The following is a 12,817-nucleotide window of genomic DNA, read 5'->3' on the forward strand; positions in this document are numbered from 1 at the left end:
CCACGGCCCGCGCCGCCGCGGTGTCGTCGTGCGGCGCGGCCAGGAACGCGGCCAGCGCCCCGCCGCCCGGACCGTCGACGGCCACGCCCGGCAGTGGGCGCGGCGCCTCGGCCCGGGTGCGGAGCAGGTCGGCCAGGGGCGCCAGCTCGCCGGCCGGGTACGGCGGGCAGTACGCCACCCGCCGGAGTACCGGGACACCGTCCACCTGGGACACCGCGCGGATCACCTCGTGCAGCAGCCGGCTGCGGCCGCTGCCGGGCGGCCCGACCAGCGAGATCCACCGGGGACGCCGCTGCCGGAGCGCGGCGGTCACCTCCTCGGCCGCGGTGGCCAGCTCACGCCGTCGCCCGACCAGCGGGGCGCGATGCCGCGCCGGCCGGCGCCCGACGGTCCCGGTCACCCGCCACACGTCCAGCGGCAGCGACTTGCCGGCGAGCGTCATGGTGGCCAGTGGACGCTGCTCGACCAGGCCGGCCACCGCGTCGCGGGTGACCGGGCAGACCACCACGCCACCGGGCGGCGCGTGCTCCTGGAGCCGGGCCGCGGTGGTGATGACCGCGCCGCTCGCCGCGCCGTGGCCGCCGTCGCGGGCGCCGGCCAGGTCGAGCAGCACCTCGCCGGTCGCCACGCCGACCCGCACGCGCAGCCGGACGCCGCCCGGCCGCCGCCGGTCCAGCGCGGCCTGGATGTCCAGCCCGGCCCGCACCGCCCGGTACGCGTCGAAGCCGTCCGAAGCGGACGCGCCGAACAGCGCCATCACCGCGTCGCCGACGTACTTCTCCACCACGCCCCGCCAGCGGCGCAGCACCGACGCGACGGTGCCGAAGTAGGCGCGTTGCAAGGCCCGCAGGTCCTCCGGGTCGAGCCGCTCGACCAGGCGGGTCGAGCCGACGATGTCGACGAAGAGGACGGTCACCGTGCGGCGTTCCTCCGGCACCGGCGCGCAGGCCGCGACGACGGCTTCCCGACTTACCACGGGCGTGGTGATCAACATCGCACCCACCCTTTCCCTGGTCCGGTGCCTGACGACCTCCGAAGACTTTCACCACCGGGTTCTCGGGGGATCGGTAGGACGACGTATGTCGGCCACCCGCAACCATTAGTCGTGTAGTCGACGCGAGGAGTACGAGTCCGACCCCGAGGCCGTAGAACGGTGCGGGGCCCTGTGACTAGGCTGCGTCCCATGGCCAGCGAAGTGGACACCGCACCGCTCGTCGGCCGCACCGGCACCATGGCGACGCTGCGGTCGGCGCTCTACGACGACCTGCGGCCCGGGCAGACCGGGGCGGTGTTCCTCACCGGTGAGAGCGGAGTGGGCAAGACCCGCCTGCTGAGCGAGGTCGGTGACCAGCTGCGGCAGGCCGGGGCCCTGGTGCTGACCGGCGCCTGCCTGGACATCGGCGACGCCTCGCCGCTGCACCCGGTACGCCAGGCGTTGCGCCGGCTCGACGCCGAGCAGGGCGAGGCGCGTACCGCGTCGGCGATCCGCGGGCTGTTGCAGGTCTTCGACGAGGAGACGCCCGGCCCGGACGGCGCCGGGGCGCTGCTGGAGCGCGTCGCCCAGGGCCTGCACCTGGTGGCCGGCGGGCGGCCGCTGGTGCTCGTCCTCGACGATCTGCAGTGGGTCGACCGCAGCACCCGGCAGCTCCTGCTCTACCTGCTCGCCGGTCTGGGCGACCTGCAGCTCTCCGTGCTGGCCGCGATCCGGGCCGAGTCGCTGCGCGGCGCGCACCCGCTGCGCCGGGTCCTCACCGAACTGCGCCGGCTGCGCTCGGTGCAGGTGGTCGATCTGCTGCCGCTGGACCGGGCCGCCACCGACGAGCTGGCCGCCGCCGTGGTCGGGGCGCCGCTGCCGCCGGAGGCCGCCGACCAGCTCTGGCGGCGCAGCGGCGGCAACCCGTTCGTGGCCGAGGAACTGGCCCGCGACCGGCGCGACGGCCGCGACGGCATCTCCGACACCGTGCGCGAGGTGTTCCTGGACCGGGTCGACGCGCTGCCGCAGCCCGCGCACGCCGTGGTGCACGCGGTGGCAGTGGGCGTCGAACCGGTCGAGCACTGGCTGCTGGCCCAGGTGGTCCGGCTGCCCGAGGAGGAGCTGCTCGACGCGGTCCGCGAGGCGGTGGCGCACCGCCTGCTGGTCGGCGCCGACGACGGCTACCGGCTGCGCCATCGGCTGGTCGCCGAGGTGCTGGCGAGCGAGCTGCTGCCGGCCGAGCGGGCCGCGCTGCACCGCCGCTTCGCCGAGGCGCTCACCGCCGCCCCGGGCGAGCTGCACCAGGCGCGGCTGGCCCACCACTGGCGGCACGCCGGTGAGCCGGCCCGGGCGCTGCCCGCCGCGATGGCCGCCGCCCGCGAGGCGGAGCGGCTGCACGGGTACGCCGAGGCGCACCGCCACTGGTCGGCCGCGCTGACGCTCGCCACCGAGCCGCCTGCGGTGCTGCCCGACGGCGGCCGGCCCGAGCCGGTCGAGGTGGACCGGGCCGAGCTGCTCAGCCACGCCGCCGAGGCCGCGCACCACAGCGGGGAACACGCCCGCGCCCTGACCCTGCTGGAGGAGCTGGCCGCCGAGGAGTCCGGGCCGCCGGTCTGCGCGCTGCACATCCGCCGCGCCCGCTACCTGGCCGCGGCGGGCCGGTCCGCGCCGGCCGAGGAGGAGTACCGGCGGGTGCTGGCCTCGCCCGACTGCACGCCGCACGAGCGCTGCACGGCCGCGGCCCGGCTGGCCGAGCTGCTGCTGCACCTGGGCCGCTACGCCGAGGCCGGTGAGCAGGCCCGGGAGGCGCTCGCGCTCGCCGCCGACGTGCCGGGCTCCACCTCCGAGGTGGTGATGGCCAGCGCCGCGCTCGGGTTCAGCGAGGCGTTCCTGGAGGATCCGGCCGCCGGGCTGGCGGTCATGCGCCGCGCTCTGGACACCGCCGAGCGCTCCGGCGGCCCGGAGGACGTGGCGTGCGCGTACCTGCACCTGGCCGACCTGATGACCGGGCCGCTGAACATCCTCGAGGAGGGTGTGGTGGTGGCCCGCCGTGGCGCCGAGCGGGTCGCCGAGCTGGGGCTGGGCCGCACCTGGGAGACCCGGCTGCTGGCGGTGGCGACGAACGGGCTGTTCCGGGTGGGGCAGTGGGCCGAGGCGGAGAAGGTCGTCGCCGCCGCGCTGCGGCACCGCCCCTCCGGCGCCGACGCGGTCGAGCTGCTGCTGGCCCGGTGCCGGCTCTCCGTCGGGTACGGCGACGTCGAGGCGTCCGACCGTGACCTGGAGGCGGTCGCCACCATGCTGGCCGGCGGCGGCGCCCGGCACGTGCTGCCGATGCTCATCCTGCGCGCCGGCCGGTCCATGTGGCAGGGCCGGCACGACCTGGCCCGGCAGGCGGTGCAGCGGGGCCTGACCGAGAGCCGGTCCGACGACGTGATCGTGCTGGCCACGCTGGCCTGGCACGGGCTGCGCGCGGAGGCGGAGGCCGCGGCCGGCCGCACCATCGAGCCGGATCCGAAAGCGGTACGCCGGCTGCGCGAGGCGGTCGACCGGGTGACCCGCAAGAGCGCCCGGGCGGGCGCGCCGGTGCGGTACGTCGCCGACGGGTTCCTGGCGCTCTGCGACGCCGAGCTGAGCCGGCTCGACGACGGCCGTGGCGACCCCGCGCTGTGGGAGCGTTCGGCGCTCGAGTGGGACCGGCGCAACCACCCCTATCCGGCGGCGTACTCCCGGTTGCGGCAGGCCGAGGCGCTGCTGGGACGGCGCAGCCGGGTGGCCACCGCGGGCAAGCTGCTGCGCCAGGCGTACGAGATGGCCCAGTCGCTCGGCGCGGTGCCGCTGACCGCGGAGATCCGTACCATCGCCTCGCGGGCCCGGGTGACCGTGGACGCCGCGCCCGGCCCCGCGCCGGTGCCCCGGCCACGGGCGGCGCCGGCCGGGCCCGCGGTGGACGAGCTGGCCACGCTCACCGCGCGGGAGCGGGAGGTGCTCGCGGCGGTCGCCGAGGGGCTGACCAACCGGGAGATCGGCCAGCGGCTGTTCATCAGTGAGCGGACCATCGGCGTCCACGTCTCGCACATCTTCGACAAGCTGCAGGTCCGCACGCGGGTGCAGGCCAGCGCGATCTTCCTGCGCAGCCGTCCGGGATAGACGTACGTCGGCAATACGTCGTTCTACCGATCCGGTGCGCGGGCGCCGGCTGGCACGCTGTGCGCCGGAGCGCCGGTGGCGTCGTGGGGGCGCCGACCATCGTGGAGGAGAAATGACCGAACCGGTCTGGGGTCCTGTGCACCAGGACATCGTCGGGTTGCTCGCCGATCACCCGGCCGACGTGCCGGCGGTCGTGGACCATCTCACCAAGCTGCAGGATCTGCTGGTCCGGCTCCCCCCGCTGGAGGAGAGCTGCCCGCTCGCCGACTTCAACAAGCTCTACCTGGTCATCACCAGCACCGTGCTCGACGGCCTGTACGACGACCGGTTCCGTGACCCGGCGTTCCTGGCCCGCCTGGACGTGGAGTTCGCGGCCCGGTACTTCGACGCGCTGCGGTTCTGGACCGACTCCAGCCCGAGCACGCCGAAGGCGTGGGCGTGCCTGTTCAAGCGGATGCGCGGCCCGGACGCCCGGCCGCTGCCCTCGGCCGCCGCGGGCGTCAACGCGCACATCAACTACGACCTGCCGTTCGCCCTGGTGACGACGTTCGACAGCCTGGACTCCGAGCCGATCGACGGCAGCGACCAGCACCGCGACTACCTGGAGATCAACAACATCTTCGCCGAGCGGATCCCGCAGCTGCGCCGGGGCTACCTGGACAACTGGCAGCTCATGATCGACATGGTGAACGGTGACATCGACGACTGGTACCAGGGCGAACTGGTGGAGTACACCCGGAACGTGGCCTGGCGCAACGCGCAGAAGATCTGGCGCTGCCGCCACGACCCGGAGGCCCGCGAGTGTGAGCGGACGCGGCTGGACGACAACGCCGCGCTGCTCGGCCGGCTGCTGCTGTCGCCCCTCGGGGCGTTCCTGCAGTAGCCGGGACGGGGGGTTCCCGGGTTCGGCAGCTCGCTCATCACCTTCCAGCCGGTGACCGCCCAGCGGCTGGTCTCCTTCGCCGCGCGTACCGCCGACTCCTCGTCGGTGGCCCAGGCCATCGGCACCTCGGCGTAGCGGGGGCCCCGGCCGCCGGCGTTGCGGTACTGGTCGACGATGGACGCCTTCGGCTCGGTGGCGAACAGGCCGGTGCCCAGCTCGGCGGCCAGGCCGGCGGACTCCCGGCCGCTGGCCGCCACGGCGATCACCGGTAGATCGTCGGGCAGGTCCCAGACCCGCGCGTCCTCCAGCTTCAGGTGCCGGCCCTCGTAGGACCGGTAGCCGCCCTGCCAGAGCAACCGGATGATCTCCAGCGCCTCGCGCAGCCGCTCGTGCCGCCCCCGTACGCTGGGGAACCCCTGCCCGACGACGTGCTCGTTGAGCCGCTCGCCGGCGCCGACGCCGAGCGTGAACCGCCCGTCGGAGATCAGCGCCATGGTCGCCGCGGCCTGCGCGACGATCGCCGGGTGGTAGCGGACGGTGGGGCAGGTGACGCCGGTGGCGAGGCCGAGCGTGCTGGTACGGGCGGCGATCGCGCCGAGCGCGCTCCACGTGAAGCAGGAATGCCCCTGCGACTCCAGCCAGGGGTGGTAGTGGTCGCTCATCTCGACGAAGTCGAAGCCGACCTCCTCGGCCCGGATCGCCTGCCGGATGAGTTCCCGGGGCTCGAACGCCTCCGAGGCGAGCTTGTAGCCGATCCGCATGCCCGGTTCTCCGTTTCCGTCGTCGGCGAACCGCTGCCGTTCCCGCCCCTCCGCCGGGCAAACCCCGGCCAAACCCAGCCTCCTAGGACGCCTTAGGGGTGGTGGCGTGCCGCGCCCCGGGCACGGAACGGCCCGCGCTCGCCGGGCGGGCGCGGGCCGGGAGGTGATCTACTTCGAGGGCTCGGGCAGCTTGCAGTCCACCTTCGGGTTGGCGCCGATGTAGTTCAGCGGGCCGGCCACGATGGTGACCAGGATCGTGCCCGCTTCCGCGCAGTTCGTCTCGTCGTTGCCGTAGTAGCCGCGCTGACCGGCGGCGATGGCACCGATGATGAGCCAGATGACGACCAGGACGCCGAATATCGAGGTGCCGCGCATCAGTTGCCTCCACTGGGGTTGTGGTGGATTCGAGGTGGAGGCCATGTACCCCGGGCGGGTGATCCGCCAAACGGCGCGCTGGTGCCCGGCGCGGCCGATTCCGATTACCGGCGGCGCCCGCTCAGTGCGGCGGCATCGGCTCCTCCGGCGGGCGGCCCCGGCTGCGGCGGTAGTCGGCGGACGCCACCCCGGCCAGCACCAGCATCGCCCCGGCCGAGGCGTAGACCGGCGCGAGGAACAACCCGGCCGGCGCGATCGTGAGCAGCGCCAGCACCCCGCCCGGCCGGGACGACGACACCCGGCTGAACACCTCGTACTCGAAGGCGGCCCGCCCGGTCAGGAACAGCGCCGGTCCGCCGAGGATCACCGCCAGCCAGGCCGGTGGCGTGTGCCCGGTCGGCTCCAGCAGCACCAGGTCGAAGCCCGCCGCGGTGGTCACCACGCCCGCCACCATCATCAGATGGGTGTACGGCGCGGTGTTGAGGAACCGGCTCGGCTGGGCGGCCCGGGCGATGGCGTGCGGCAGCAGTTCACCGGACTTGTGCACGTAGATGCGCCAGAGCAGCAGCGTGGTGGCGAACGCGACGGTGAAGGCGGCCAGGTTCTCCACCTCGGAGTGGTGCAGGCTGAACACGGTGCCGGCGACCAGCACGGCGTCGCCGAGCGCGATGATGAAGAACTGCTGGTACCGCTCGGACAGGTGCTCGGCGGTCACGTTGCGCTGGGAGTCCGGCACCGCGCCCAGGACCGGCACCGGGTACGCCAGTCGGAATCCGAGGTAGTCGATGGCCAGGGCGCCGAACCAGAGCAGGAGCCGTGCGGTGCCGTGCGCGGCCAGCGCGCCGACCAGCCAGGGCACCGCCGACACGGCGAACCAGACGAAGATGCGCAGGGCCCGCTGGTTGCTCTGCGGGTGCCGCCGTACGGCGGGCATGAGGAACAGGCCGCGTCCGAGATGGATCGCCACGTACGTGCCGGCGAACACCAGCCCTCGGGAGCTGAACGCCTCCGGGATGGCGGTGGTCATCAGCAGCGCGCCGAACATCACCGCCACGATCAACAGCTTGATCTCGGTGCGCTGCGGATCGTAGATGTCGGTGACCAGCGTGGTGATCGCCCAGGTCCACCAGATCGCCATCAGCATGACCAGGGACTCGGCGGCCCGCTCCCAGGTCACCGACCCGACCAGGTGCCGTGAGATCAACGCGAGCGCGGCCACGTAGACCAGGTCGAAGAAGAGTTCGAGCAGCGTCACCCGGCGCGGCGCCTCCGGATCGCGGACCGGCGGTCGCCGGCCGGGCTCCGGCGCTGCGGTGGGCACGACATGCTCCTGCGGGTGGCGGTTCGTGCGGCGGGCCGTGAGGGCCCCTCACCGACCGTAGCGATGCCTGTCCGCAAGCGGTCAGTTTTCCGACATACCGGTCCGGGTGGTGGCTGATGGTCGCGCGGTGATGTCACCACTTCGGGGTTCTGGTGGGGCGGGAAACGCGCCGGGCCGGGGGCGACGATCGTCACCACCGGCCCGGAACACGGAGGCGCGTCTACTCGGCACCGGCCGGGAGCACCCGATCGGCCTCAGCGCCGGCACCCGCCAGCACCTTCGCCTGCTGCGGCCAGGTGGCCAGACCCGGCGCGGAGCGCAGGCCGGCGGCCTTCACCGTCTGCCGCAGTGCAGCCTCGTCCAGCTCGGCGAGCTGCCGGTAGGTGCGGATCCCGGCGTCCTGCAGGGCGGCGGCCAGCTTCGGCCCGATGCCCTGGATTCGCCGGAAGTCGTCCGACGCGTCGGTGTCCGCCGCGGCCGGGACATTCTCGACCGAAGTACGCGGCGCGGGCACGGCGACCGGCTCGATGGCCTCGACCGGCGCGGCCTCGGTGGCCGGCGCGTCGACGGCCGTGCCGACGACGGGCTGCTTCTCCGTGGCGGGCTCGTCCTCGGCGAGGGTTGCCGAAGCCGCCACCGGCTCGGCGTCAACGGTGGCCGGAACCGTCACCGAGTCGGAGTCAACGGTGGCCGGAGCCGGCCCGGCGTCGGCCACGGGCGCGGCAACCGGCCCGGCGTCGGCCGAGGGCGACACCGGCTCGGCACCGCCGGGCTCGGACTCGACCCGCTCGGAGGCAACGGGCGCGGAAACGACGGGCTCGGAAACGACGGGCTCGGCGCTGACCGGTTCGGACCCGACCGGCTCGGAGGCAGCGGGCTCGGACACAATGGGCTCGGCGGCGACGGGCTCGGCAGTGACCGGCTCAGACACGACGGGCTCGGCGGTGGCCGGCTCAGACCCGACCGGCTCGGAGGTAACGGGCTCGGCGGTGGCTGGCTCAGACACGACCGGGTCGGAGGCGGCGGGGGAGGACTCGGCCGGCTCGTCGGCGGTGCGGGCGGCGGTGGCTACGGCCGGCTCGGCGGTCGCGGACTCGGTGGGGGCGGGCTCGGTCACGGTGGCGGTCGCCGGCGGCTCGTCGACCACGGCGACCGGACGCGGCTCGTCGACGGTGGCGGTCACCGCGGGGGCGCCCTCCACCGTGGGCGTCGCCGGGGCGCCGGGCCGGCGGCCGAAGAGCACCCAGCCGGCGACCAGTCCGATGAGCAGGGCCAGGATCACGAACAGCCACTGCCCGAAGCTCGACGGCATGGCCAACCTCCTTCTATGTACGTGCACGACGGTGGCGAAAGACTCGGGGCAGCTTCGCACACGCGCGCCGACGACGACAGGCAGGCTGGTGCCGGGCCGCGACTGCGGGACGGGTGGTGTCCGCCGGTGGCCGGCGAGTGACCGAGCGTGCGTCGGGAATCGAATGGTGCACGGCCGGGAGGCGCCCCGGAACCTGGGTGCCGTGCGTGGTTCCGGAGCGCCCCGTCCGTCGCCCGTGTCCGGTCAGCGGATCCGGTCGGGCGCAGGGGTGCCGGCGGCGGTCCAGCTGTAGAAGCAGCCGGCCACCGCGTCCCGGGGCGAGTCCCAGGTCGGCAGGTACGGCGAGGTGTGCGCGGACAGCCGCTTGTTCACCTGCTCGTAGAGCGGGTGGTCGCGTAGTTCCGCGGTCAGGTCGGGCGCCACGTCGACGGTCTCCATCAGATGGACGCACAGGTCGTGCAGGTAGTACAGGGACCGGTGCCGCACGCCGCTGAGGTGGGGCAGTTCCGTCGCGTCGGACTCGGCGAAGATCTGCGCCACCCGTCCCTGTGCGCCCGGCACGATCCGGCTGACCACCAACAGTCGACTCATCGTGTGACCCCCTCTGCCGCGCGGTGCTGGGCTCACCGTGCCGGTCGCGCTGTCACCTCGCCGTCACCGCGTACCCCGGGGGATTGATGGCGGTGCCGCCTTGGCGGCCCGGTCCGTGCGGCGCGGCGGCGGCGGTTCCGGGCGGCTGGCCCGCCGGATCGGCGCGAGCGTGTCGTCCAGCAGCGCGGTCATGGCCGGGGACGGTTCCAGGCGCAGTTCGCGCAGGAGCAGGTCACGGTAGACGTAGAAGGAGTGGACCGCCTCGAACGCGTTGCCCTCGGCCAGGTGGATGCGGACCACCAGGCGGTGCGGGGTCTCCCGCAGTGGTTCGGCGGCCATCGCCTCCAGCGCGGCCTCGAGCGCCTCGCCGTGCCGGCCGGCGGTGAGGTGGTTGCCGGCGAGTTCCTCCAGCATGTGCAGGCGCAGCTGGCGCAGCCGTTCGCGTTCCAGCAGCACCCAGTCGTCGTACCAGCCGGGGAGCAGGTCGTGGCGTCCGGCGCCGGCCGCGCCGCGGGGGACTGCGCCTTCGCGTACCCGGGTGGCCGTCTCCACCAGGTCGTCCACGTCGAGGCGTACGGTCGGTCCGAGGCGGACGGTGTCGCCGTCGGTGCGCAGCGGGCAGCACGGGTCCTGCCGCAGCCGCCACAGCGCGGTCCGCAGCGACGACAGCGCTCGCTCCTCGGGGGTCTCGGGCCAGAGCAGACCGGCGAGGTGGCTGCGGGTGGCAGCCGGGCGCAGGCCGATCAGGGCGATGACGCGCTGCAGCCCCCGGGGTACGACCACCGGAGTGTCGTCGTGCAGCAACTGGAAACCGCCGAGCAGGTGCAGTGCCACCCGTGGGGCGGGTTCGCCCGCCGTCGGCATCCTCGATCCACCCGACACGGCGCACCCCCCAGCACCGGAACCCTCGTCCCGACCGTCGTCTCCCGGCCCGTCGCCCGCGACGCCGGTGTCGGAACGCCTCCACCACGGTCCGGAACCTCCACCGTGGCCGGGCTGACCGAGACGGAGAATATCAATGCCTGTTACTCTCAGTCAACGGTCGGTCGGCCACCTGACCGTCCGGCGCGGACCCGTAACACGCCTGTGATCTGCGAAAAAGTGTCGCCGCCCGGAATCCGGAAGGTGATCTTCCCATAGCTCACGCACAGCTCCCGTCAACGCAGCGTCACCATGTTTGTGGCGCGATGGGGTGCGGTTGACGCCCGGTAGACGGCCCTGGCGGCACCGTGTGGCAATCCGTGCGGCGCGACCGGTTCGCCGCGCACCGGGACGTACGCAGGGAGGCCGCGAATGGACCGTTCGCTCATCGTCGCCAAGGTGGTGCCCACGGCCGAGGACCGGGTGGCCGAGATCTTCGCCGAGTCCGACGCGACCGAGCTGCCCGGCCTGGTCGGTGTCCGGCACCGCTCGCTGTACCGGCTGCACGATCTCTACGTCCATCTGCTGGAGACGGAGACGCCGGCGCAGGGCGCGGTGGAGGACAACCGCGGGCACCCGGAGTTCATCCGGATCAGCGAGCGGCTGCGGCCGTACATCTCGCCGTACCTGCCGACCTGGCGCTCGCCCCGCGACGCGATGGCGCACTGCTTCTACCGGTACGACGCCCCGGCCCACCTGCACGACGCCGCCGGGCGGCCTCAGTGACCACCACCGCGCCGCGCGACGAGCAGCTGTGGTCCCGGTGCGACGGCTGCGCGTCGCTGCTCTACCGCAAGCGGCTGCGCCGCAACCTGGACGTGTGCCCGGAGTGCGGCTCGCACGCCCGGCTCGACGCGCCGGACCGGGTGGCGCAGCTCGCCGACCCGGACTCGTTCACGCCGCTGCCGGACCGGGCGGTACGCGTCGACCCGATCGAGTTCGTCGACGCGCTGCCGTACCCGCACCGGCTCGGCGCGGCCCGCGCGGCGACCGGCCTGGACGAGGCGGTGCTCTGCGGCACCGCCCGGGTGGGCGGGCACCCGGTGGCGCTGGCGGTGATGGACTTCCGCTTCCTCGGCGGCAGCCTCGGCTGCGCGGTCGGTGAGCTGATCACCCGGACCGCCGAGCGGGCCCTGGCCGACGACGTCCCGCTGGTGCTGGTGACCGCGTCCGGCGGCGCGCGGATGCAGGAGGGCGCGCTGTCGCTGATGCAGATGGCCACTGTCAGCCAGGCCCTCGCGGGGATGCGCGAGGCGGGTCTGCTGACGGTCAGCGTGGTCACCGATCCCACGTACGGCGGGGTGGCCGCCTCCTTCGCCACAAACACCGACCTGGTGCTCGCCGAGAGCGGCGCCCGGCTGGGCTTCGCCGGCCCCCGGGTGATCCGCCAGGTCACCGGCGCCACGCTGCCGGAGGGCTTCCAGACCGCCGAGTACCTGCTGCGCCACGGCCAGGTGGACATGGTGGTGCCCCGGCACGCGCTGCGCGGCCGGCTCGCCGCGCTGCTCGCCGCCGCCCACTCCGGCCGCCGCGCGCCGGCAGGTGCGCCCGCGCCGCGCCCGGCGCCGGCCGTGAGCACCGTGGCCGCCGCGCCGGACCGCGACCCGTGGGAGACGGTACGCACGGCACGGCACCCGGGCCGCCCGACCACGCTGGACTATCTGGAGACCGCGTTCGACGGGTTCGTGGAGCTGCACGGGGACCGGCTCGGCGCGGACTGCCCGGCCGTCGTCGGCGGCATCGCCCGTCTCGACGGCCGGCCGGTGATGGTGATCGGCCACCAGAAGGGACACACCACCGCCGAGCTGGTCACCCGCAACTTCGGCATGGCCAGCCCGGCCGGGCACCGCAAGGCGCTGCGGTTGATGCGTCTCGCGGCGCGGCTGCGGCTGCCGGTGGTGACGCTCGTGGACACGCCCGGCGCGGACCCGGGGGTGACCGCCGAGCAGCAGGGCCAGGCGGCGGCGATCGCGGAGAACATCCTCGCGCTCACCGTGCTGCCCACGCCGGTGGTGGCGGTGGTCACCGGCGAGGGCGGCAGCGGCGGCGCGCTCGCGCTCGCGGTCGCCGACCGGGTGCTCATGCTGGAACACGCGGTCTACTCGGTGATCAGCCCCGAGGGCTGCGCCGCGATCCTCTGGCCGGACAGCTCGGCGGCGCCGCAGGCGGCCCGCGCGTTACGGCTCACCGGCGCCGACCTGTGCCGCCTCGGCGTGGTCGACGAGCTGGTGCCGGAGCCGCGGCCGGCCGCGCACGCCGACCCGGCCGGCGCGGCCGAGCTGCTGCGCCGGGCGGTCGCGGCGAACCTCGCCCCGTTGCTCACCGTGCCTCCCGCCACGCTGGTCCGCCGACGGCGTCAGCGGTTCCGCCGCTTCGGGGCGGCCCGCTCGGCCACCGCCGGTCCCGCCGCGACGGCGCGCGCCGCCGAGCGGCCGGAGGTGGCGTGATGGCCGACGTGGAGTCCGAGCAGGTGCTCGACGGGCTGCGCCGGCAGGCCCGCAAGCTCGTCGCCGACCTGGCCGGGCCGGTACGC

The 12,817-nt window shown here is 74.5% G+C and carries 9 protein-coding genes and 2 pseudogenes; 4 read left to right on the forward strand and 7 right to left on the reverse strand.

Annotated elements, in window-relative coordinates; genetic code table 11:
* On the reverse strand, positions 1–994 hold a 994-nt coding region (locus KBX39_RS08950), incomplete at its 3' end, for an adenylate/guanylate cyclase domain-containing protein (protein ID WP_210869959.1).
* Positions 995–1,183: 189 nt separating this feature from the next.
* Here KBX39_RS08950 and KBX39_RS08955 point away from each other — a divergent pair.
* Positions 1,184–4,120 (forward strand): LuxR family transcriptional regulator, encoded by a 2,937-nt coding sequence (locus tag KBX39_RS08955; RefSeq protein WP_210869961.1) that lies wholly within the window; start codon positions 1,184–1,186, stop codon positions 4,118–4,120.
* A 112-nt stretch (positions 4,121–4,232) separates the two neighbouring features.
* On the forward strand, positions 4,233–5,003 hold the full coding sequence (locus KBX39_RS08960; RefSeq protein ID WP_043323591.1) for a DUF5995 family protein: 771 nt from the start codon (positions 4,233–4,235) through the stop codon (positions 5,001–5,003).
* Between the two features lie 17 nt (positions 5,004–5,020).
* Here the strand turns inward: KBX39_RS08960 and KBX39_RS08965 are convergent.
* From KBX39_RS08965 to KBX39_RS08990, 6 genes and pseudogenes are all read right to left on the reverse strand, one after another.
* Positions 5,021–5,764, reverse strand: a pseudogene (locus tag KBX39_RS08965) (TIGR03557 family F420-dependent LLM class oxidoreductase); the annotation flags it as partial.
* Positions 5,765–5,932: 168 nt separating this feature from the next.
* Positions 5,933–6,139 (reverse strand): hypothetical protein, encoded by a 207-nt coding sequence (locus KBX39_RS08970; RefSeq protein ID WP_030504423.1) that lies wholly within the window; start codon positions 6,137–6,139, stop codon positions 5,933–5,935.
* 121 nt (positions 6,140–6,260) lie between these two features.
* The gene (locus tag KBX39_RS08975; protein ID WP_064445757.1) at positions 6,261–7,460 is read right to left on the reverse strand and encodes a low temperature requirement protein A; all 1,200 of its coding nucleotides are present in this window, start codon (positions 7,458–7,460) and stop codon (positions 6,261–6,263) included.
* Between the two features lie 220 nt (positions 7,461–7,680).
* Positions 7,681–7,989 (reverse strand): annotated as a pseudogene (locus KBX39_RS34015) (helix-hairpin-helix domain-containing protein); the annotation flags it as partial.
* Positions 7,990–9,015: 1,026 nt separating this feature from the next.
* Positions 9,016–9,363 (reverse strand): TcmI family type II polyketide cyclase, encoded by a 348-nt coding sequence (locus tag KBX39_RS08985; protein WP_043323603.1) that lies wholly within the window; start codon positions 9,361–9,363, stop codon positions 9,016–9,018.
* Positions 9,364–9,426: 63 nt separating this feature from the next.
* A complete protein-coding gene (locus KBX39_RS08990) occupies positions 9,427–10,245 on the reverse strand; it encodes a BTAD domain-containing putative transcriptional regulator (RefSeq protein WP_043323605.1) in 819 nt (272 codons plus the stop codon).
* Between the two features lie 411 nt (positions 10,246–10,656).
* Here KBX39_RS08990 and KBX39_RS08995 point away from each other — a divergent pair, with 411 nt between their 5' ends.
* Both KBX39_RS08995 and KBX39_RS09000 read left to right on the forward strand, forming a co-directional pair.
* Entirely contained in the window at positions 10,657–11,010 is a 354-nt protein-coding gene (locus KBX39_RS08995) for a TcmI family type II polyketide cyclase (RefSeq protein ID WP_030504428.1), read from the forward strand.
* A complete protein-coding gene (locus tag KBX39_RS09000; protein WP_064445759.1) occupies positions 11,007–12,731 on the forward strand; it encodes an acetyl-CoA carboxylase carboxyltransferase subunit alpha in 1,725 nt (574 codons plus the stop codon). The genes KBX39_RS08995 and KBX39_RS09000 overlap by 4 nt, the downstream gene beginning before the upstream one ends.
* Positions 12,732–12,817 lie beyond the last annotated feature (86 nt).

This window comes from Micromonospora sp. D75, from assembly GCF_018070405.1.
Taxonomy (GTDB): domain Bacteria; phylum Actinomycetota; class Actinomycetes; order Mycobacteriales; family Micromonosporaceae; genus Micromonospora; species Micromonospora chalcea.